Raw genomic sequence first — 20541 nt, 5'->3', positions numbered from 1 at the left:
TGTATAAAGCCATATCGCCATTGACTTTTTTTGCTGATACATCTTTTTAACAACTTACCTATGCGACGGATTTTAGCGGTGGACGACGACAAAGATATTTTAGAAATCATAAAATATATACTGGAAGATTCAGGCTATGAGGTTGATACCTTAACTGAAGGCAGAAACTTGTTTGACCGGATAAAGCAACACGAGCCTGATTTAATTTTGCTTGACATTATGCTCGGCAATTTAGATGGCCGTGAACTTTGCAAAACCCTTAAAAATCAGCAGGAAACTAAAAACATACCTGTAATATTAATTTCGGCAAGCCATAATCCGGGTATGCTAAGCCAGGCCGGTTCGCCCGATGATTTTATAGCCAAACCTTTTGACATTGATGTTTTGCTGGATAGTATAAACAGGCAGTTAAGAAGTGCCGCCTGATATACGGGATATATTCCCGAAAAAACGGAGCAGGCAAATAATCGCCTACCCCGTCAAATCAAAACTAAAAACTAAGCATTTATAGTAAATGCATTTTCCCGTTTAGCGCGGTTACGCAGCTTAAAGAAAATGACAAGGTTTAGGAAATGCATACCGCCCAATATTAAAATTATCCAGCCCACTTTATAACTCAGTACTTCAACCACTACCTGCATACTGGCAATACTGCCATACTCCTTTAAGGCCAGGCTCATATAGCCTATATTTACCAGGTAAAAGCCTACTACAAGCAGCTTGTTCACAGAATCTGCCAGTTCACTGTTGCCGTGAAAAATATCCACTAAAAATATACGCCCGTTTTTAAACAGCACTTTGGCCACCCATACTGTTAATGCTACACTTGCCAACAGGTAAATAACATAGGTTAAAATAAAGTAGTTCATAATGTTAAAGATTTAGTTATTATTAATTATTTAGAATTTTCAGTAAAAATTGAAATTTATTTATAAAAAAATTTATTTAAACACTTTCAATATCGAACCAAAAAACCAGTTCTCTTCGGCCTTGAGCATGGTATCAAGTGTTTTGTTCACGTTGTTAGCCAGCTTATTTATATCAGTAACCGTGGTTTTAAATGTTTTATAAGCCGGATCTTTTGCATCGCCATTCACCCCGGCAAGTTGATCAAGTATCTTAATGATTGGTGTAAGCTCGCGCTTTTTACGTTCTTCGGCAACACGGCGGGCAATAGTCCACACATCTTTCTCTGCGTAAAAAAACTCCTTACGCTCGCCGGTTTTATGCTGCTTTTCAACCAAACCCCAGTCAATGAGATCGCGCAGGGTCATATTGGCATTACCGCGTGATATACTTAATTCGGTCATCACTTCTTCAGTGGTCAAAGCCTCTGGCGAGATCATCAGCAAAGCATGTACCTGGGCCATGGTGCGGTTAATCCCCCACTCCGACCCCAGCTTACCCCAGGCCTCAATGAACTTTAACTTTGCCTCTGCCAATTCCATGCACAAATATAAACAAGTTTTTAAACTTTCAAAAAAAAATGAAAATTTAGGTTAAAAGGCAATGCACTTTCACTTGCTTTGTTTAAAAAGGTAAAATAAATATCCACCAGTTTTATTAACCTGTTTACTGAAAACACCTTGCCTCTTGCCATGCTCAATTGGAACTTTTATACTGTAAATTTTACACGGGTTAACCGGCAGGCTCCTGGTCAGTATCACCAGGCCGGTGTTATCAGTTAATAATTACCGAATGTTGATTGTATAATTTAGATTGCTGATATTGCCTGAGTGGAAAATGTTAAAATTGTCACCATAAATACATGGAAATGTGATGGTGAGTATCGGGTGCGCATGGGCATACTTGCCAAACAACTTAAACAATTAAAACCTCATGTTATAGCTTGCCAGGAATGTTTTTACAGCGAAGAAGCAAATGCCGATACCCTGAAATTTTTGGCTGCCGAATTAAATATGAACTACTGTTTTTTACCCGGCCGATCGAAAAAACGCCTGTTTGAAGGCAGGGTGGTTGACAGTACGTCGGGCCTGGGCATATTATCAGTTTACCCGGTTACCGAAACCGGGAGTTTTGATTTACCCGTAGTAGCCGAAGATAACGACCGTAAAGCTTTCCGGGCAAACGTAAACCTGCCATCGGGAAAAATAGTTACTGTTACCACTACCCATCTTACACACCTGGGCCAGCATAAAGGCATAAGAAAAGCCCAGGCCGAAGCCCTCGCGGGTTTTGTTACTGAGGAAAGCCCAAAGCCATACTACATTATTTGCGGCGACTTTAATGCTACACCCGATTCGGAAGCAGTTATGGCTTTCCGGGAATTATCTAAAGCTGCTGATTGTTATACCGAAGGTAATGGTACAGAACCGAGATACAGCCTTACGGACGCCTATTACAAAGCCAACAAACAGGTATGTGTTGACCAGATCTTTACTTTGCCCTTCCCTGGTACGGATAATTACCCGCGGTTTATCGATTCGGCAGTGGTATTAAACGTGCCTGATGAAGAAACCGGCTTGTACCCGAGCGATCATTTCGGCATCACCACAACACTTGTAATAAATTGACTATAAACAACCTGCCGTCAATCGGTAATTTTACCATCCAAAATATAGCGGTTCAAACAATCCGCTCTTTTCATCCATAAAAAACCACCATGAGCAAGCTATTTTATGTTATCGGCGCATCCGGAGCAGGCAAAGACACCTTGATGAATTACGCCCGCAAGCAAATTAACGGATCGGAAAATGTGGTATTTGCACACCGTTATATTACCCGTCCGCCATTTTCTGGCAATGAGAACCACGTTAGCTTAACCAATGAGGAATTTGCATTAAGGAGCAAAGCCGGGACGTTTGCTTTAAGCTGGGGCAGCCACGATAAATACTATGGCATAGGCCAGGAAATAAACAACTGGCTTAATAAAGGCTTCAATGTGGTGGTTAACGGATCGCGCGAGTACCTGCCTGTTGCGCAGCGGCTCTACCCCGATCTGATAGTGATATTAGTAACGGCGAGCCCCGAAGTTATTGCAAGTCGCCTGGTTGGGCGCGGCCGGGAAAACGCTGAAGAAATAGCCAATCGTATAGCCCGCACTGCCGAACTCAATACCAATCTCGAAAACTGCATCGAAATACAAAATGACGGTGCTATTGAACTTGCCGGGAACGAACTGGTAAACCTGATCTCGGTAACAGAAAAACAACTGGCTTAAACCTGCTTTCAATATGTGATGAAAACTATTGATGGTTCAATACGCCCGAAAGATTACTGCGTTGATAATTGAGTAGATATTTTAGTTTTTTTTTAACGCAACCCATAAAATAACGAAATATACTGAAAAAGGGGTATTTCAAGGTGATAATATTAACGCTATTTTTAAAAAATATTTAGAAAAGTATTTAAATATCGAACCTAAACCCTATCAATATAAATTAGCCATCTGCCCTTAACAGCAAATGGCTTTTTTATTTATATAAAAATCTCAAATATTGTTGCCAGCTATCGCAAGGTAGCATAATTATAAAACTGCAACCTGCCATTCCCTTGTATAGTAATGGTTTTGGTTTCAGTAGAGCCCTGGGCATTTTTAAGGGTAATATGTACCTGGTTATCTCCTTTTTGCAAAGGGATCCGTGCATAAGAAATATAAGCCGGCAGGCTTTGCCAGTTGCGGGTATCCGCTTTTTCAGATAGTAAGCTGTAAAGCTGGATGCCGTAACCAAGTCCTTCCAATAACCCGTTGGTTTTGCCATCACTTTTGGCAGCTGCACGTATCGAATATTCGGCTATCTTCTTCACCGCAAGGCGCGACAGGATCCCGCTCATCTCTTTTAATGCACGCTGCTGCAAAGTTTTAAATGCCAGCTCATTAATATCTTCAGCTTTTACCAATGACGCATCCTGGTTATTAACCGAGATACTTGCGCTTGAATAATATGGCGTTTGCGCAACATATTTAGGAAATGCAACCCGTAGGCTTTCAACCGACTTGGTGTTTACCCTGTTCCTGTCGCCGTCGTAATTAAAGGGAATTACCAGGCCTCCGGCAGCATCGGTAAAAAACAAGTCGCCGTTGCTGTTACGGATCAGGCTAAAAAACAGGTCGACCTGCGTTTTTACCGGGGCAAGGCCGTTCTCCCAAAAAAATATCAGCTCACCGCCTTCCGATGGTTTTACAGGTTCATATTTAATGCCAAAGGTTGTTTCAAACTGGTCAGCTTCTGTTGTAAAACCGTTCAGCTTTGCCGTGCGGATCACGTCCTCCTGCAGTTCAACGGGCATTGGGGTACCGTAATAAGCTTTATCAGGACTTTTAAGATAGATCTCCGCCGCGTTCCTGTATGATATAAATGCATTGTTTACATCGTTGTTGCTTTCATACAACATCCCCTGCAACGTCAGCGAAAATGCGTCGTTTGAGTAACGGCTGTCTTTATTGTTATACTTATCGCCCTGTTCCTGAGCCTGTAAAGTAATGCGGCGGGCTTCAACAATAGCGTCCTCTGTTTTATTCAGGTACAAATAATTGAGTGCCTTATAATAATGGATCATGAACTTTTCAAAATCCTCGCCTTTATACCTTTGCGATGCCGAGTTAAGCAAAACACCAACAGCGGCGTCAGATGCGCTGGTCAAACCCTCATCAAGCAACTGATCGGCCTGGTTAAAGTAGTTGTTGCTGTTTTCGTACTCGCCTTTTAAATGGCAGATCCTCCCCTTCTCCATCAGGTACAGGAGTTTATTTCGGGGCTTTTGAATGAGGCTGTTATTATCAAGCTCCTTCTCGGCCTGGGGATAGTTACCGGCCGATACATTTTTATAATAAGGAGCAACACTTTGATTATAGGTTGAACACGCCGATAAAAAAAGCATCAGCCCGATAAAAGAAAATACCCGGAGAATATGCGTACGTAAATTGATCATTATTAAATGCAAACTGCCCCGAACACAGGCGTACCGTGTTCAGGGCAATGATGTTTACCAGCTTTAGTTTTTAACGTATTTGGCAATTTTCTTTTCGCCTATCCAAACCACTTCATTTGTCTGAATGTTGGTAAGCTCCAGATTTACCTGGTAGTAAACAACTTTTTGGCGTTTGTGCGAATCAACTATTGAATTGATTGAACCCTGCAGTATATAATCGGCACCGTTTTCCATGCCAAATTTTTTCATGCTCGAAACCGTAGCGTTTGTTTGCTGATCGGCCTTTTCGGCACGTAGCTCATCACGTTTTTTACCGCCCTGCACCAAACGTACTTTTTGCGATTGGATGAATGAGCTTTCAATATCGGTTAAGAATGTTTCGGCATCAATATGTTCGTGGCTTTTATTTTGTACAAAGCCAACTATAACTACCGGGCGTTTACCCTGGTGCTCGCTAAGGTGGGTATCTATCCAGTTAGCACCTAAAATTTTGCCGGTAAGCTCATCGGCTGCCATTCGTGCATCACTGTTATTCCAGTTGCCGCTAACATCAATAGTTTGGTCGGTGCTAACGCGTGTAACCTGCCTTGAACATGAGGCTATAAAAATCCCTGAAACTGCTATTGCAGCAACTGTTAAAATCCTGTTAAATTTCATTTGTAGTATATTATAAATTATGATGTGTTAGATTGAATGCTGCTTAATTTGTTACCAGCCAAAACCGATACCGATGCTTGTACGGCCACCCCAGCGGCCACCATAATAGCCGCCCCAGCGATTGCCCCATCCATAGTTTAAAAATGGCGAATAAGAGTAGCCGCCATATAAGCCCCATGACGGTGAATAATCATAATATCCGTTCATGCGTTCCTCATGCCGCCACGCGCGGTTTTGACGGCGGCGTTCCAGTTTGGCTTCATACCAATCGTAAGCTTTGTAAGTATTTTGTATAGTTACCCCGTGCAGGCTGTTCAGGGTATCGGCAACCCTGATATATTTTGCCTGGCTTTCCATGTAGCGTGGATTTTGATCGGCAACCAGCGATGCAGTTTCCTGGGCCTTTACGGTGCCGCTAAACAAACCGCCTAAAAGCATCAAGCCTATCATAAAGATATTCCTTTTCATTGCGCTTAATTTTATAAGTAAAGTTACGTAAAATGCAGTCTAAATATTACACCGGCGCCGGGCATAAACCGTTAAATTATGTTAATCGGGAGCATTTTTACTTAATTATGAATTGCAGTAGCATTATACAGTTTTTTTCACCATGAAAATGGTCGGTACAACTGTCACTATCGGTCATGGTGGCGCGTCATGATGATATATTTAATACATTTATATAAAGCTAAAAACTGAACGCACAAAGCCAAAAACTTAACATTCTGTTTATTAACATTATATAATTATTTTATGTAAATTAATTATTAGACGCTCTATCATATCATGAAAAAATCAACCTATACCCTGTTTATTATTGGCTTTGCCGCAATACTGTCTGCCTCCGTTGCCAAAGCGCAAACCAAGGCCTTTAAACCCAAAGACCAGCAGTTATTTAACACCATCGCACACATGGACAGTGTAATGTTCAACGCCTTTAACAGCCGTAATTTAGAAGTGATGAAAACGCTGTTTGCGCCCGATGTTGAATTTTATAACGATGGTAAGGGCTTAACCGGTTATGAAGGCACCATGGCCGGCTTTAAAGGAATTTTTGAAAACAAACAAGCCGCCGACCTGCGCCGCGACCTGCTTAAAGAAACGCTTGAGGTTTACCCCATGCCCGGCTTTGGCGCTATTGAAATGGGTACGCATCGTTTCACACATACCGAAAACGGCCAACCGGTAATCGGTCTGATGAAATTTGTACACATTTGGCAGTATAAGGACGGGCAATGGAAAGTGACGAGGGTGGTAAGTGTAGGACATTAATTATGCTAACAGATCTGTTAAATGTTTTCAATCCCTATTTAAGCGCGGGGCTTTCGCAATATAACCCGCCGGTTCAGGCATTCGTGCTTGAGCCGGCAATCGCCCCATTTTTAATTAATATCTAATCACCAAGCCTCAAATTTCTTCAATACGAACTCACATTGCTATAGTCAACATTTGTAATCCCGCTATAATCAGGCACAAACGTATTTTCGCTGCTGATGGCCATATCAAACTCAAACGATGCCGGATAAGGTGTGTTTAACAAACTGCCTTTGGGGATGTAAGGGAACAGCTCACCATAAGTCAGGATCTGGCTGTGGTTAACACGGCGGTAAATATACATGCGGTGCAGGTCGCACGGTTTGCTTAAACCGGCGGCACCTATCATTTGGATGGCGCTGCCCACGGTTTGCCGGTGGAAATTAGCCACACGTACTTTTTTATCATCCACTACGAGGCCTTTCATCAGGCTTTTATCCTGTGTAGCCACACCGGTTGGGCAGGTGTTCGTATTGCATTCCAGCGCCTGGATGCAGCCAAGGGCGAACATCATACCACGGGCACTGTTGCACATATCGGCGCCGAGGGCAAAATTTTTGACCAGGTCAAAACCCGTGGCCACTTTTCCTGATGCTATAAGCTTGATATGTTTTTTAAGATCGAACCCGGTCAGCGCGTCATAAACAAAAGCCAAAGCCTCGCGCAGCGGCATCCCTACTGAATTACTGAACTCAAGCGGGGCAGCGCCGGTGCCGCCTTCTCCCCCATCAACAGTAATAAAATCAGGAGTAATGCCTGTTTTGACCATAGCCTTGCAAATAGCTAAAAACTCGCTTTTATGACCTACACACAATTTAAATCCGATTGGCTTGCCGCCTGAAAGATCCCGAAGCTTTTGAATAAATACCATCAGCTCCAATGGATTGGTGAATGCGGTATGGTATGGCGGTGAAACCACATCCTCCCCCATCTCCACCAGCCTGATCCGCGCAATTTCAGGTGTTACCTTGGCAGCGGGCAATATCCCCCCATGACCAGGCTTTGCTCCTTGCGACAGCTTGATCTCGATCATTTTCACTTGTGGCAGCACCGCGCGTTCGGCAAAGGCATCGTAGTTCATAGTACCATCCTTATGGCGGCAACTGAAATAGCCGGTGCCTATTTGCCAAATGATATCGCCGCCTGGTTGCAAGTGGTAATCGCTTAATCCTCCCTCGCCGGTGTTATGGGCAAAGTTATCCAGTTTTGCACCGCCGTTAAGGGCCAGTATGGCATTCATACTCAACGAACCAAAGCTCATAGCCGAAATATTGAATACGCTGGCCATATAAGGCTGCGTACAGGCCGCCCCGCCAACCTTTACACGCGGATCCATATTTAATTGATGGTGATCCATAGCGGCGATGCTATGGTTAAGCCATTCGTAGCCATTATCATAAACATCAAGCTCGGTACCAAAGGGACGGGTGTCATCAACCTTTTTGGCTCGCTGGTAAATTACACTCCTGTTTTGACGGTTAAAGGGCGTACCGTTGGTATCGCTTTCAATAAAGTACTGGTATATTTTAGGTCTTAACTCTTCCATCAAATACCTCAGGTGGCCAAACACCGGGTAATTGCGCACAATGCTATGCTTAGGCTGCACCATATCATAAAAACCGATAAGATATACCGGCCCCATGAACAGGAACGACCATGCAGCGGGTGGCCAGATGACGGTCCACAAGGCAAGCATACTGAATATGATAAAGAACGAAACAACGAAGAGCTTTCTCATGGATAGTTAATTTTATATGAAGCGGCTATTAAGTTTGATAAAAATAGATTTATAATTTAAACAATAGGGCAAATTTGTGGTTAAGAAACTTACTCAATGTCGGTTTAAAGTCACAAAGTAAAAATACATGTTTAAACATCTATTTTTGTGCTTATCTTTGTATCAACAAAAAAGAAATAAAAATCATGGCAACAGAAACAGCAACAAAATGGGTTATTGACCCTATGCACTCAGAAGTACAATTTAAAGTTAAACACCTGGTTATTTCAACCGTGAGTGGTTTTTTCAAAAGCTTTAACGGTGAGTTATTAACTGATAATGATGATTTTGAAAATGCTGAAATTGATTTCTCTTTAGATATCAACAGCATTGACACCAATCAGACACAACGCGACGAGCATTTGAAATCGGCCGAATTTTTTGACGCCGAAAAATATCCTCAGATCACTTTCAAATCAACTTCATTCACCAAAACTGATGATGAAGAGTACGAACTGAAAGGTAACCTGACCATTAAAGATCAAACCAAACCGGTAACGCTCGACGTAGAATTTGGTGGTTCGGCTGCCGACTTTTATGGCAATACTAAAGCTGGTTTCGAAATCAGCGGTAAAATCAACCGTAAAGATTTCGGTTTAACCTGGGACGGTGTAACCGAAGCCGGTTCAATTGTAGTTGGCGAAGACATTAAATTGTTGATCAACATCCAGTTCACTAAACAAGCTTAATTGTTTTAATACTGTTGCTGTGTTTTAACTTTTAAAATGCCGCTGTTGTTAAAGGATCCAAACAACACGGCATTATTGAAACAGCAAAACAGGTTAAAATTTAAATAGCAAAGCCATTCTGATTTAATCGGGATGGCTTTGTTGTTTTAGGAAGATTTTTAGTTTATAATTAGTTAGTTTTAGGGTGAAACCAAAACCCATGAGATACCTTCTGATTCCGTTTATTCTTTCACTAATGTTGGGGTGTAGCCAGCGAGCTCCTACAAGCCAAACAATTCAAAATGCGGGTCAACATCCCAAAAAAGACAGCATATTGGCTGGTGGCGCAGACACAATAAACATCAGTACTATTAAAACGGATACGTTTAAATATTCAAAAGTTGATTTAAGAAAGATCTTAAAGCATAACCCTGAACTCAACGATAGTACGCCTGTTCATCCGGATATTACATATGGCAAACGAGGGATATGGGGAGATTCAACCATCGATAAATCTGACCCGGTTGATATTTTTAACAGTGAAATTGGACAAGACGAGTATTACCTGTTATATGCCTACTTTTTAAAGAAGAAAAATAGAGGGGAGAAATATCAAACAGAACGGGAAACGTTAACTAAAATTTATCGTGATATAAATTCCATTTTTGATGCCTTAGCCCAAGGCGGCACGTATTTCGGACATCAATATAACAGAATTTTAGGCGAAGCCGAATACAGTATTTATCAGGGAAAAGATAACTACTATTACGATAAATCATACGATATAACTAAACAAAAAATGCTATATATTAATGCATTAAAACAGCAAATAACAGATGAATTAAACAATGGCGATTTTCTCGAAAGCGAAAAATCAGATAAAAAAAAAGAGCTATTTGAAACCGTAAAAGAACTGGATGGTTTAATAACTGATTACTTCTATCTTAAAAGTGCCCGGACATTCCAGTACTCAAATTATTAATATAGTTCATACCAACCTTACTAAGTTATCAGTATCATAAGATAAATCACTGCAAACACGTGATTTAAAGCCAGTTTTACCGCCATTTTTAAACTAAGTAGCGTTATATTTGTTCTTATACTTATGCTAATTAAAATATATCCCGAAAACCCTAATCCAAAGGCTATTGAGCAGGTGGTTGAGGTGTTAAAAAAAGGCGGCCTCATCATATACCCTACCGATACCATTTATGGTTTAGGCTGCGATATCACCAACCACCGCGCTATTGAGGCCATTTGTAAGATCAGGAACATCAAACCCGAAAAGGCTAACTTCTCATTCATTTGCTATGACCTGAGCCACATTTCTGATTACATCAAACCGATTGATAATACTACTTTCCGCGTACTAAAGAAAGCGTTGCCGGGGCCATTCACATTCATATTCAATGCCAGTCATATGGTGCCCAAGATGCTCAGCTCCAACAAAAAAACGGTTGGTATCAGGGTACCCGACAATAATATAGCCCGCGAAATTGTGCGTGTGTTAGGCAATCCGATACTTTCTACATCTATCAGGGATGACGACGATATCGTGGAGTATTCCACCGATCCGGAACTGATCCACGAGAAATATGAAGATTTGGTTGATATTGTAATTGACGGCGGCTATGGCGATAACATCCCATCAACGATAGTAGATTGCACTACCGGCGACTTTGATATTGTGCGTGAAGGTAAAGGCGATTTGGAGTTGTATTTGTAGTTTTAATTATTATCACCCGTCATTGCGAGGTACGAAGCAATCCCAAACTTTACAGAGATACTTGCATAGCTGCTCTGCTAATCGGGGATTGCTTCGTACCTTATAATGACGTGGTTGTAAGTTATTGATTATTAAGTATATTTTTCTTGATGGATTTTATAACATGGGCGTTGCCTGTGGCCCGGGCTTTCCGTTGCAAGTCCTCGCCTTTCCTGCCCGCAACCCCTTTGCGCGCTCCGGGCTTTACACTGCAATCCCTAACGCGGCCCACGCGCAACACCGTTAAAATATATTTTACATGTCATTACATTTTTTTCAAGGCTTCCCTAATGGATACTCGCAATGAGGTGATGGAAAATGGACTTACGGCCTTATCCCCTTAACAAACCCATCAATCTTATCCATATACCCCTCCTCACCTAAAAGCTTCACAAATTTGCTGCCTATAATTGCCCCATTGGCATAATTACATGCTTTGGCATAGCTGCTGCTATCGGTAATCCCAAAACCAATAATGGTTGGATTCTTTAGCTTCATCGCGGTAATGCGTTTGTAATATTCTTCTACACTATCACTCAGTTTCAGGTTGTAGCCGGTTATTGTTGACGACGACAGCAGATAGATAAAGCTGTTGCTCAGTTCATCAATTTTGCGGATGCGCTCTTCAGATGTTTGCGGGGTTACCAGGAATATATTGCTCAGGCCGTTATCGATAAAATATGACGAGTACATTTTTTCATATTCATAGATCGGCAGATCGGGTACAATAATACCGTCAACACCTACCTCGGCAGCCTTTTTACAAAACCGTTCAACACCATATTGTGCAATGGGATTAAAATAGCCCATGAGCAAAATAGGAATACTTACCCTGCTGCGCAGTTCGGCAAGCTCTTCAAACAAAACTTTAAGGCTCATGCCGTTTTCCAATGCGACCTCTGAGCTATGCTGAATAGTCGGGCCATCAGCTACGGGATCAGAATAAGGGAAACCAATCTCAAGGAAATCGGCACCTGATTTTTCAAGGGCTTCGGCAATATCAATTGTAGTGTTCAGCGCTGGGTAACCGGCGGTAAAGTATATAGATAACAGGTTATTGTTTTTTGATGCAAAAAGTTTGTTTAAACGGTTCATTGTATTTTATTTGTCTATGGACGATAGACCATAGTCCATGGTTTTATTTTTTATTGTTGATTTTTTTCACTGATCAGCCATGGTCTATAGACCATCAACTATAAACCAATTAGTACCCAAAATAATTAATATACGTATCCAGGTCCTTATCTCCCCTGCCCGAAATACAGATCACCACATTATCGTTGGCTTCAAACTTCATTTTTTCTAACTGCGCCAAAGCGTGGGCTGTTTCAATAGCTGGGATAATCCCTTCAAGCTGGCAGCAAAGTAAGCCTGCCTGCAAAGCCTCCTCATCGGTAATACTTACATATTGCCCGCGGCCGGTTTTAAACAAATGTGCGTGCTGCGGCCCTATACCCGGATAATCCAGTCCCGCCGAAATTGAATAAGGCTCAACCACCTGTCCGTCTTCGGTTTGCATCAATATGGTGCGACTGCCATGCAGCACCCCTTCATCGCCCAAAGCTGTTGTAGCGGCAGATTCACCACTATTTACGCCTTTACCTGCCGCTTCAACAGCTACCAGTTTCACAGCCTCATCCTCTATAAAATGATAGAACATCCCCATAGCGTTGCTACCCCCGCCTACACAGGCCATCACATATTGCGGTAACTCCTTGCCGGTTTGCTCAAGCAACTGAGCCTTTGTTTCCTGCGATATGATAGCCTGAAAACGGGCCACAATATCCGGGTATGGATACGGGCCAACCACCGAACCGATGATATAATGCGTATCAACCGGGTTGCCTATCCAATCGCGCAGGGCCTCATTGGTGGCATCTTTGAGCGTTTTACTGCCAGATGTGGCGGGTACAACCTTAGCGCCCAGCATTTTCATACGGGCCACGTTTGGCGCCTGCCTTACCATGTCAATTTCGCCCATGTAAACAACGCATTCAATATTCATGAGCGCGCATACGGTAGCGGTTGCCACCCCATGCTGACCTGCGCCGGTTTCGGCAATGATACGCTTTTTACCCAGGCGTTTTGCTAACAGGATTTGCCCTATGGCATTGTTAATTTTATGCGAGCCGGTATGGTTCAGGTCTTCCCGTTTAAAGAAGATGTTAGCACCATATTTTTCCGAATACCTTTTGGCATGATATAACGGAGAAGGGCGGCCAACGTAATTTTTAAGCAGATCATCAAACTCGGCTTTAAAATCATCGTCATTTATGATATTGAGGTATTGCTCCCTTAATTCCTCTACGTTAGGGTACAACATTTCGGGGATATATGCTCCCCCAAAATCGCCATAATAACCTTGTTCGTTAACTCCGTATTTCATCTGTTGTGTTTTATTTTTGATGATTTTAAATGCCTCTTTTAATTTTTCGATATTCTTCAAGCCGGGCTCATTTTCAAACCTGCTGTTAAGGTCAACCCCATAAAATTGGGAATGTGTGATGTTTTTAACCTCTTTTATATTTTCAAGCCCCACCCCTCCTGATAAAAAGAAGGGAATGTGCAGTTTATATTGATCAAGAATAGCCCAGTCAAAAGTTTTGCCTGAGCCTCCATATTCTTTTGTTTTGGTATCGAACAGGAAAAGATCGACATTGTTGGCATAATCTTTTAACTGTTCAAAATCAAAATCTTCGTTAATACCAAAAGCTTTGATCACGGTTACCCTACCTTTAAAAGCAGCGCAAAATTCCGGACTTTCATCACCATGCAACTGAACCGCGTTAAAGCCATATTCAGTGACCAGGCGATCAATATTTTCAGAGCTTTCATTTACGAAAACACCCGTTTTTTGGATAGAGGCGGGTATAGTTTGCAACGCATCTGTCGCCAGGTTTGCCATATAGCGTGGCGATTTGCCATATAAAATAAAGCCTATATAGTCGGGCTGTAAAGCAGCAACCGCATTAATATTTTCAGGATGTTTTAAACCGCAAACCTTTATTTTCATGGTTTAGTTTTGTAATAAAGTATTAAAACTCCTCAGCGCTTTTTTGCTTAACAATGCTTCTTCGGCTTCATAAAAACAATCACCAAAAGTTTTTTCAGGGCCGATGGTTTTAATGGCCAGCGCGGCGTTAGCCAGTACCACGTTATTTTGGGCTGGGGTACCTTCGCCTTTAAGCACCGAACTAAATATGGCTGCCGAAGCTGTCACAGTATCGCCGCCGATGATTTCTTTAGGATCAAGCTTTTCAAATCCAAGGTCTTCGACACTGTTGATCTTTTCACCATCTGCCGAAAAGGTCTTAAAATCGCAGGTTAATGAGATTTCGTCATAGCCTTCCAGGGCGTTTATGATAGTATATTTTGTAGTTGATTTTTGGTAAAGGTAAGCGTATACCCGGGCAAGCTCCAGGTTAAACACCCCTACCAATTGATTATCGGGCTTCGCCGGGTTAACCAGAGGCCCCAGCATGTTGAAGAAGGTTTTAACACCCAGTTCCCTGCGGATAGGCGCAACGGTTTTCATAGCCGGGTGAAACAAAGGCGCGTGCAGAAAACAGATATTAGCTTCCTCGGCACTCCGTTTCAGCTTGTCAATATCATTGGTAAACTGGTAACCCAGGTACTCCATCACATTTGATGAACCGCAGCCCGATGATACCCCATAGTTACCATGCTTGGCCACCTTATACCCCGCACCCGCAACAACAAATGAAGCAAGCGTTGAAATGTTAAAAGTATCCTTACCATCGCCTCCGGTACCGCAAAGGTCAATGAGGCCATCGGTTTCCAGGTTAACGGGCAGACAAAGTTCCAGCATGGCATCGCGAAAGCCTTCCAGTTCTTCAACGGTAATGCTTCGCATACAATAGGCTGTCATGAAAGCTGCCATTTGCGCGTTGTTGTACTTACCCTGCGCAATATTGATCAAAATGCCTTTTGATTGTTCCCTGCTAAAGGTTTTGTGTTCAAAAAGATGATTTAATATCTGTTTCATTTGCTTGCCCCCCGGCCCCCTAAAGGGGGAGTTGGTATAGTTTAATTGTTTTTTTCGCCCTCCCTGCAGATCACTTCCCCCTTTAGGGGGCTTTGGGGAGAGAGGCATAAAAAAAGGGTTGCCGTATGGCAACCCTTTTTGAATATATCTTTTAAACAAACATGGAATTGCCTTACGATTACTCGTTAAGCCACCACCAATTGTTGTTTAATTTTGTCATTGTTACTTGTTGGCACAAATATGTAAATAGTTTTTATAAAAACAAACAGAACAGTACATTTATTGAATTATTGATTTACTGAATTATTGATTTAGCTACTAAATTAGTAGAAGATCAGAGTAAACTGTAAACATTTTCTAAAAATCGATAATTCAATAACTCATAATTCAGTAATTAGCTCCATGGCTATACATAAAGAGAAAATTAATCCCGAAGATGATCTTGGTTTTGGTACCCAGCCGGTTATTAAAAGCCAGCCGGTTATAAATAAGGATGGTACTATCAATGTAAAACGTACCGGCCTTCCGTTTTTTACTACATCAAACAACTACCACTCGCTCATTACCATGAGCTGGCGCAAGTTTTGGTTCATTGTTTTTAGCTGCTATTTTATAGTAAACATTATTTTCGCGTTTATTTATTTTTCCTTGGGTCCTGATGTGCTTGACGGCAAAAGCGGCAATACCGATTTCGACCGCTTTATGGACGCCTTCTTTTTTTCGGCACAAACCATATCAACCGTAGGCTATGGGCATATCAGTCCCAGGGGCATGATTCCCAATACCATCGCCGCGCTCGAATCAATGATGGGCCTGCTGGCTTTTGCTTTGGCAACCGGTTTACTTTACGGTCGTTTTTCGCGCCCCTCGGCCAAGATCATGTATAGCCGCAATGTGCTTATCGCGCCCTATCGCGACGGTGGTAAAGGTTTGATGTTTCGCCTGGCCAACGAACGCAGAAATATCCTCATCGACCTGGAAATGGAAGTAGTTTTCAGCTATAACGACGAGGAAAACGGCAAAACCGTACGTAAATTTTTCCAGCTCGAACTGGAACGAACCCGCGTTAGTATCTTAACCCTGAACTGGACAGTAGTTCACCCGCTTGATGAAAACAGCCCAATTAAAGATATCACACCCGAGGAGCTTGAACGCAGGCAAGCCGGCCTTTCGGTAATCCTGAAAACTTTCGACGATACCTTTTCGCAAACCGTCCATTCGCGCACCTCTTATCAGTATGATGATTTTGTATGGGACGCTAAATTTAAACCAGCCTTTGAGCGCGACGAAACAGGCCGCGTTGTATTGGATTTGAGCAGGATAAGCGCATATGATATCATTCATTAGGTCATTGCGTCATTAAGTCATTTTTTTTTGCAGCGTAAGTGCAATGACTCAATGACCCGATGAAAGAATGACTAACGAAGAAGCGGGTCCCGTTCTTTGGTAAAATGCTTATAAACCATTTTATCTAAAAATGCCGGTATAAATTTACTCAGGGCTACAGTAAGTTTGCCCTGGCCGGTGAGGGTTAATGTGCGGACCCGGTTTTCAATGCCATCAACAATATGTTTGGCTACCTCATCGCTGCTCATCATTTTTTGTTCTTCAAGGGTGCTCTCGCCTTGCTGTTTACCTTCGCTGTTCAAAGCGGTGTTGCGTATGTTTGATGCCGTAAAGCCAGGGCAGGCTGTTAATACATGTACCCCTGTTTTAAGGTTTTCGATCCTTAATGAATCTAAAAAGCCGTTCATGGCAAATTTTGATGCCGAGTAACCTGAACGACCGGGCAAACCTTTATACCCCGCTATAGATGATACACCTACTATACTGCCTTTGGTTTTAGTAATTTCGGGCAGTGCATATTTGATGCAGTTAACCATTCCCCAAAAATTAACGTCCATCACCTGTTTCAGCACATCCACTTTTACATCCTTAAACAGGGCGCGCATAGTGATGCCTGCGTTGTTGATCAATACGTCAATTTTATCAAAAGTAATAAGGGTTTGTTTAATAAGCTGAGCGCAATCATCTTCATTGGTTACATCACACTGTATAGCTAATGCTTTGATTTTATATTCCCGCTCCAACTGTTCGGTAAGCTGGCAAAGGGTAACATATTGCCTTGCCGCCAGTACCACATTGGCGCCGCGTTTAGCACATTCATAAGCAAGTGATTTCCCGATGCCCGACGAAGCACCAGTGATGATTACAATCTTATCATTTAACTTCATACGAAGGAGGAATTAGCTGGGGGATGCCTTCCACCTTAAGTTCGGGCACCTTAAATAAATATTTGGACGCGAAGATAATCATCGCCCCATAATATTCTTTAATGTGTGCCCAGCTAAATTTAACCTTATTTTGGATGTTAAAATTGATGATATATGTTTTGGGGAAATAGTAGTTCTTAAACCCGGCAAGCCTGATCCGATATGAATAATCGATATCATAACCATAGGTATGAAAACGCTCATCCATTATTCCTACCTGGTTAAGCGCCTCTTTCCGCAGCAGCATAAACGCACCGTTGATGATATCCGATTCGGAGGTTTGAAACTCTTCAACCCAGTCTTTACTTTGCGGGCTGGTAAGCCTTGATTTTGAAAAGTGTTTTGCCAGGCCGGTTAGCTTGAAAAAGGTTTCCCAGGGCTTTTTGAACCCGCGTTTTGATTCTTTTAAAAATTTACCTTCAGGAGTTATCATACGTACCCCCAAACCACCGGCGTCGGTATGCAGATCCATAAACTCAAGAGCCTTTTCTATGGTCTTCTTGCCTGTAATAGTATCCGCATTGACCAGTAAAACATACTCGCCTGTAGCCAGTTTAAGTGCATGGTTATATGCCCGGGCCATACCCTCGTTTTTATCGTTGGCTATTATCTTTACATCCGGAAATTCAGTATTTAACATGGCTATCGACTTATCAGCCGAAGCATTGTCGACCACAAAAACCTCGTGACTAATGTCCTGGGCAGCCCTGACCGCTGCATTCAGGGCAATTCTGAGCAGGTTGCAGGTATTATGGCTAACAACAACTATAGATAGTTTCATGCTTACTTAGATAGTGAATTTTCGTACGGAACGCGGGTAGCTATGGAACGGCCCAAAGTTATCTCATCTACGTACTCTAATTCACCACCAAAAGCTATGCCACGAGCTATAGTTGTGATGGTAATATTGAAATTTTTTAATTTTTTATGAAGGTAGAATAAGGTTGTGTCACCTTCCATAGTGGCGCTGAGGGCAAAAACCACTTCTTTAACCTCGTTATCAGTGATTGGCTTAAGACGTTCGACCAGGGTATCCACCTGCAAATCTGACGGCCCAACGCCATCCATCGGCGATATTAAGCCGCCCAGCACATGGTAAACGCCATTAAACTGATTGGTATTTTCAATAGCCATTACATCGCGGGTATCCTCAACTACACAAATAAGGCTGTGGTCGCGGCGGTGCGATGAGCAGATCTCGCAAACCGGCTGGTCAGAGATATTATGGCAAACCCGGCAAAACTGTATTTCGTTGCGAAGTTTGGTTACCGCGGTACTGAAACGTTCAACATCCTGCTTATCCTGGTTAAGTAAATGCAGCACCAAACGCAGGGCGGTTTTTTGACCTACCCCTGGTAATTTAGCAAATTCGGCTACAGCATTTTCCAGCAATTTGGACGAAAAATTCATTGTGCGAAGGTAGGGAATTTAAGTCGGAAGTCCGAAAGGCTGGGAAGTCGGAAAGTCCGAAAGTCGGGAAAGTCCGGAAGTTGGATGTTTGTATATTTAGAAAATTTAAAGCAGAGAAGTTATGATTGGCAAATCTTACAATGTATTTGTATTTTGCAAAAAATCCTCCGGACTTTCGGACTTACCCGGCTTCCGGACTAAATAAAAAATCTTTCGGACTTCCGGACTTGCCGACTCTCGGACTTACCCCGACTTTCGGACTTACCGACTTCCGGACTAAAAAAACACCTATGTCGCCAGGAGTATTATTGTCATTCATCATCGGTTATTTTTTGGTATTGCTCATCATCTCGTGGCTTACATCAAAAAAATCTTCGGATAACGATACCTTCTTTGTAGCCAACCGAAATTCCAAATGGTATTTAGTTGCCTTCGGGATGATTGGTACGGCATTGAGCGGGGTTACTTTCATCTCCGTTCCCGGTAAGGTTGGCACCGATGATTTTGCTTATTTCCAGTTTGTGCTGGGCAACGCTGCCGGCTTTTTCATCATAGCCACGGTATTACTTCCCTTATATTACCGGCTTAAACTCACATCCATTTACAGCTACATTGAAGGCGCTTTAGGCGTTTGGAGCTATAAAACTGCTGCTGCTATATTCCTGGTGAGCCGGGTTATTGGCTCAGCATTCAGGTTATACCTGGTGGTTATCGTACTGCAGAAGTTTATTTTCGACAGCTACCATATTCCCTTTGCGGTTACGGTGCTTATTTGTTTGCTGCTTATCTGGTCGTACACCTTTAAGGGAGGATTGAAAACCATTATCATTACCGACAGCTTGCAAACATTTTTCCTGGTAACATCTGTTTTCCTGTCGATATATTTTATTTGCCAGAGCCTGCACATGAACATTTTCGAGGCAGCCGAAACCATCAAAAACAGCAGCTATTCTAAAATATTCTTCTTTAACGATTTTATGAGCAGCAAGCTGCATTTGGGTAAACAGTTTTTAGGCGCCATGTTTATCACTATCGGCATGACCGGGCTTGACCAGGACCTGATGCAAAAAAACCTCAGCCTTAAAAATATCAAAGAAGCGCAAAAAAACATGTTCAGCTTTGTTGGCGTTTTCGTGATCATTAACATATTTTTCCTGAGCGTAGGCGCTTTGCTTTACATGTACGCCGCTAAAAACGGTATCAATGTTACCAAAACCGATTACCTGTACCCTACTATAGCCCTGCAATATTTAGGATTGGTTCCGGCCATGATATTTATGCTGGGGTTAACAGCGGCCACCTTTGCCACTACCGACTCTGCTCTGACAGCACTCACTACCTCTTTTTGTGTAGACTTTTTAGGTTTTAACAAGCGCAAGGATGTGAACAGCAAAAAAATGGTGGCCGTGCGCCATTGGGTACACATTGCCTTTTCGGGGCTGATGTTTTTAACCATTATCATATTTAACGCCATTAATAATGATGCTGTAGTTAGCGCCATATTCACCGTGGCATCGTATACCTATGGGCCGCTGCTTGGCCTTTATTCATTTGGCCTGTTTGTAGGCAACAGGCAGGTAATGGATAAACTGGTGCCCTTCATTTGCATACTCTCTCCTGCCATATGTTATTTTTTAAATGCCGAATCAAAATCAATTTTAGGCGGATATGTTTTTGGTAACGAACTCATCATTGTAAACGGATTAATTACATTTATTGGGCTGTGGGTTACTTCGAGTCCGAAAGTTGGGGAAGTCCGTAAGTCGGAAAGTTAAAAA

21 protein-coding genes are annotated in these 20541 nt (G+C 42.4%); 9 read left to right on the top strand and 12 right to left on the bottom strand.

Annotated elements, in window-relative coordinates; translation table 11 throughout:
* Nucleotides 1–60: 60 nt before the first annotated feature.
* Complete coding sequence (locus FHW88_RS24880) at nucleotides 61–426, top strand: PleD family two-component system response regulator (protein WP_090533051.1); 366 nt, start codon at nucleotides 61–63, stop codon at nucleotides 424–426.
* Between the two features lie 71 nt (nucleotides 427–497).
* Here FHW88_RS24880 and FHW88_RS24875 read toward each other — a convergent pair whose 3' ends face one another.
* Both FHW88_RS24875 and FHW88_RS24870 read right to left on the bottom strand, forming a co-directional pair.
* Nucleotides 498–869: a hypothetical protein gene (locus FHW88_RS24875; RefSeq protein WP_176628341.1), complete on the bottom strand. Its 372-nt coding sequence runs from the start codon at nucleotides 867–869 to the stop codon at nucleotides 498–500.
* A gap of 72 nt (nucleotides 870–941) precedes the next feature.
* Nucleotides 942–1448 carry a GbsR/MarR family transcriptional regulator gene (locus FHW88_RS24870; protein WP_090533055.1) on the bottom strand — a complete coding sequence of 169 codons (507 nt, stop codon included), beginning with the start codon at nucleotides 1446–1448 and terminating at the stop codon, nucleotides 942–944.
* Nucleotides 1449–1736: 288 nt separating this feature from the next.
* Between FHW88_RS24870 and FHW88_RS24865 the strand changes: the two genes are divergently transcribed.
* Together FHW88_RS24865 and phnN are read left to right on the top strand one after the other, a co-directional pair.
* Complete coding sequence (locus FHW88_RS24865) at nucleotides 1737–2534, top strand: endonuclease/exonuclease/phosphatase family protein (RefSeq protein ID WP_176628340.1); 798 nt, start codon at nucleotides 1737–1739, stop codon at nucleotides 2532–2534.
* A gap of 89 nt (nucleotides 2535–2623) precedes the next feature.
* Nucleotides 2624–3181 carry a phosphonate metabolism protein/1,5-bisphosphokinase (PRPP-forming) PhnN gene (gene phnN, locus FHW88_RS24860; protein ID WP_176628339.1) on the top strand — a complete coding sequence of 186 codons (558 nt, stop codon included), beginning with the start codon at nucleotides 2624–2626 and terminating at the stop codon, nucleotides 3179–3181.
* 287 nt (nucleotides 3182–3468) lie between these two features.
* Here phnN and FHW88_RS24855 read toward each other — a convergent pair whose 3' ends face one another.
* The 3 genes from FHW88_RS24855 to FHW88_RS24845 form a co-directional block, all read right to left on the bottom strand.
* The gene (locus FHW88_RS24855) at nucleotides 3469–4893 is read right to left on the bottom strand and encodes a COG3014 family protein (protein ID WP_176628338.1); all 1425 of its coding nucleotides are present in this window, start codon (nucleotides 4891–4893) and stop codon (nucleotides 3469–3471) included.
* A gap of 63 nt (nucleotides 4894–4956) precedes the next feature.
* The gene (locus FHW88_RS24850) at nucleotides 4957–5550 is read right to left on the bottom strand and encodes a penicillin-binding protein activator LpoB (RefSeq protein ID WP_176628337.1); all 594 of its coding nucleotides are present in this window, start codon (nucleotides 5548–5550) and stop codon (nucleotides 4957–4959) included.
* Nucleotides 5551–5601: 51 nt separating this feature from the next.
* The gene (locus FHW88_RS24845; RefSeq protein WP_090533065.1) at nucleotides 5602–6018 is read right to left on the bottom strand and encodes a hypothetical protein; all 417 of its coding nucleotides are present in this window, start codon (nucleotides 6016–6018) and stop codon (nucleotides 5602–5604) included.
* A gap of 318 nt (nucleotides 6019–6336) precedes the next feature.
* Here FHW88_RS24845 and FHW88_RS24840 point away from each other — a divergent pair, with 318 nt between their 5' ends.
* Complete coding sequence (locus tag FHW88_RS24840; RefSeq protein ID WP_090533067.1) at nucleotides 6337–6822, top strand: nuclear transport factor 2 family protein; 486 nt, start codon at nucleotides 6337–6339, stop codon at nucleotides 6820–6822.
* A gap of 145 nt (nucleotides 6823–6967) precedes the next feature.
* Here FHW88_RS24840 and FHW88_RS24835 read toward each other — a convergent pair whose 3' ends face one another.
* Nucleotides 6968–8602 (bottom strand): FMN-binding glutamate synthase family protein, encoded by a 1635-nt coding sequence (locus tag FHW88_RS24835; protein WP_176628336.1) that lies wholly within the window; start codon nucleotides 8600–8602, stop codon nucleotides 6968–6970.
* 185 nt (nucleotides 8603–8787) lie between these two features.
* Between FHW88_RS24835 and FHW88_RS24830 the strand changes: the two genes are divergently transcribed.
* The 3 genes from FHW88_RS24830 (at nucleotide 8788) to FHW88_RS24820 (ending at nucleotide 11035) form a co-directional block, all read left to right on the top strand.
* The gene (locus FHW88_RS24830; protein ID WP_090533071.1) at nucleotides 8788–9330 is read left to right on the top strand and encodes a YceI family protein; all 543 of its coding nucleotides are present in this window, start codon (nucleotides 8788–8790) and stop codon (nucleotides 9328–9330) included.
* Nucleotides 9331–9514: 184 nt separating this feature from the next.
* Complete coding sequence (locus FHW88_RS24825; protein ID WP_176628335.1) at nucleotides 9515–10291, top strand: hypothetical protein; 777 nt, start codon at nucleotides 9515–9517, stop codon at nucleotides 10289–10291.
* Nucleotides 10292–10414: 123 nt separating this feature from the next.
* Entirely contained in the window at nucleotides 10415–11035 is a 621-nt protein-coding gene (locus tag FHW88_RS24820; protein ID WP_176628334.1) for an L-threonylcarbamoyladenylate synthase, read from the top strand.
* Nucleotides 11036–11398: 363 nt separating this feature from the next.
* Here FHW88_RS24820 and trpA read toward each other — a convergent pair whose 3' ends face one another.
* The 3 genes from trpA to trpD form a co-directional block, all read right to left on the bottom strand.
* Nucleotides 11399–12169: a tryptophan synthase subunit alpha gene (gene trpA, locus FHW88_RS24815; protein ID WP_176628333.1), complete on the bottom strand. Its 771-nt coding sequence runs from the start codon at nucleotides 12167–12169 to the stop codon at nucleotides 11399–11401.
* A 109-nt stretch (nucleotides 12170–12278) separates the two neighbouring features.
* Nucleotides 12279–14087: a bifunctional phosphoribosylanthranilate isomerase/tryptophan synthase subunit beta gene (locus FHW88_RS24810; RefSeq protein WP_176628332.1), complete on the bottom strand. Its 1809-nt coding sequence runs from the start codon at nucleotides 14085–14087 to the stop codon at nucleotides 12279–12281.
* 3 nt (nucleotides 14088–14090) lie between these two features.
* Nucleotides 14091–15080: an anthranilate phosphoribosyltransferase gene (gene trpD, locus FHW88_RS24805; protein ID WP_090533082.1), complete on the bottom strand. Its 990-nt coding sequence runs from the start codon at nucleotides 15078–15080 to the stop codon at nucleotides 14091–14093.
* A gap of 402 nt (nucleotides 15081–15482) precedes the next feature.
* On the opposite strand from trpD, the gene FHW88_RS24800 reads away from it, so the two are divergent.
* The gene (locus FHW88_RS24800; RefSeq protein ID WP_176628331.1) at nucleotides 15483–16427 is read left to right on the top strand and encodes an ion channel; all 945 of its coding nucleotides are present in this window, start codon (nucleotides 15483–15485) and stop codon (nucleotides 16425–16427) included.
* A 71-nt stretch (nucleotides 16428–16498) separates the two neighbouring features.
* Here the strand turns inward: FHW88_RS24800 and FHW88_RS24795 are convergent, their stop codons facing one another.
* Genes FHW88_RS24795 through recR form a run of 3 tightly spaced genes read right to left on the bottom strand, consistent with a single transcriptional unit; the run spans nucleotide 16499 to nucleotide 18763 of the window.
* Nucleotides 16499–17314 (bottom strand): SDR family oxidoreductase, encoded by an 816-nt coding sequence (locus tag FHW88_RS24795; RefSeq protein WP_090533085.1) that lies wholly within the window; start codon nucleotides 17312–17314, stop codon nucleotides 16499–16501.
* Entirely contained in the window at nucleotides 17301–18134 is an 834-nt protein-coding gene (locus FHW88_RS24790) for a glycosyltransferase family 2 protein (protein ID WP_090533087.1), read from the bottom strand. Before FHW88_RS24790 ends, FHW88_RS24795 begins: the two co-directional genes overlap by 14 nt.
* Nucleotides 18135–18136: 2 nt before the next feature.
* Nucleotides 18137–18763: a recombination mediator RecR gene (recR, locus tag FHW88_RS24785; protein WP_176628330.1), complete on the bottom strand. Its 627-nt coding sequence runs from the start codon at nucleotides 18761–18763 to the stop codon at nucleotides 18137–18139.
* Between the two features lie 290 nt (nucleotides 18764–19053).
* Between recR and FHW88_RS24780 the strand changes: the two genes are divergently transcribed.
* Nucleotides 19054–20538: a sodium:solute symporter gene (locus tag FHW88_RS24780; RefSeq protein WP_176628329.1), complete on the top strand. Its 1485-nt coding sequence runs from the start codon at nucleotides 19054–19056 to the stop codon at nucleotides 20536–20538.
* Nucleotides 20539–20541 lie beyond the last annotated feature (3 nt).

Origin of the sequence: Mucilaginibacter sp. SG538B (genome assembly GCF_013376065.1) — a bacterium.
Classification (GTDB): Bacteria; Bacteroidota; Bacteroidia; order Sphingobacteriales; family Sphingobacteriaceae; genus Mucilaginibacter; species Mucilaginibacter rubeus.
Note: the sequence above shows the minus strand (reverse complement) of the source record. Positions and strands in the feature narration are given on the sequence as shown.

Coding starts and splice junctions, on each gene's coding strand:
- FHW88_RS24830 (WP_090533071.1), top strand. CDS start 8,788: ATGGCAACAGAAACAGCAACAAAATGGGTTATTGACCCTATGCACTCA.
- FHW88_RS24855 (WP_176628338.1), bottom strand. CDS start 4,893: ATGATCAATTTACGTACGCATATTCTCCGGGTATTTTCTTTTATCGGG.
- FHW88_RS24875 (WP_176628341.1), bottom strand. CDS start 869: ATGAACTACTTTATTTTAACCTATGTTATTTACCTGTTGGCAAGTGTA.
- trpA (WP_176628333.1), bottom strand. CDS start 12,169: ATGAACCGTTTAAACAAACTTTTTGCATCAAAAAACAATAACCTGTTA.
- FHW88_RS24795 (WP_090533085.1), bottom strand. CDS start 17,314: ATGAAGTTAAATGATAAGATTGTAATCATCACTGGTGCTTCGTCGGGC.
- FHW88_RS24800 (WP_176628331.1), top strand. CDS start 15,483: ATGGCTATACATAAAGAGAAAATTAATCCCGAAGATGATCTTGGTTTT.
- FHW88_RS24870 (WP_090533055.1), bottom strand. CDS start 1,448: ATGGAATTGGCAGAGGCAAAGTTAAAGTTCATTGAGGCCTGGGGTAAG.
- FHW88_RS24880 (WP_090533051.1), top strand. CDS start 61: ATGCGACGGATTTTAGCGGTGGACGACGACAAAGATATTTTAGAAATC.
- FHW88_RS24790 (WP_090533087.1), bottom strand. CDS start 18,134: ATGAAACTATCTATAGTTGTTGTTAGCCATAATACCTGCAACCTGCTC.
- FHW88_RS24780 (WP_176628329.1), top strand. CDS start 19,054: ATGTCGCCAGGAGTATTATTGTCATTCATCATCGGTTATTTTTTGGTA.
- phnN (WP_176628339.1), top strand. CDS start 2,624: ATGAGCAAGCTATTTTATGTTATCGGCGCATCCGGAGCAGGCAAAGAC.
- recR (WP_176628330.1), bottom strand. CDS start 18,763: ATGAATTTTTCGTCCAAATTGCTGGAAAATGCTGTAGCCGAATTTGCT.
- FHW88_RS24810 (WP_176628332.1), bottom strand. CDS start 14,087: ATGAAAATAAAGGTTTGCGGTTTAAAACATCCTGAAAATATTAATGCG.
- FHW88_RS24850 (WP_176628337.1), bottom strand. CDS start 5,550: ATGAAATTTAACAGGATTTTAACAGTTGCTGCAATAGCAGTTTCAGGG.
- FHW88_RS24845 (WP_090533065.1), bottom strand. CDS start 6,018: ATGAAAAGGAATATCTTTATGATAGGCTTGATGCTTTTAGGCGGTTTG.
- FHW88_RS24835 (WP_176628336.1), bottom strand. CDS start 8,602: ATGAGAAAGCTCTTCGTTGTTTCGTTCTTTATCATATTCAGTATGCTT.
- trpD (WP_090533082.1), bottom strand. CDS start 15,080: ATGAAACAGATATTAAATCATCTTTTTGAACACAAAACCTTTAGCAGG.
- FHW88_RS24840 (WP_090533067.1), top strand. CDS start 6,337: ATGAAAAAATCAACCTATACCCTGTTTATTATTGGCTTTGCCGCAATA.
- FHW88_RS24820 (WP_176628334.1), top strand. CDS start 10,415: ATGCTAATTAAAATATATCCCGAAAACCCTAATCCAAAGGCTATTGAG.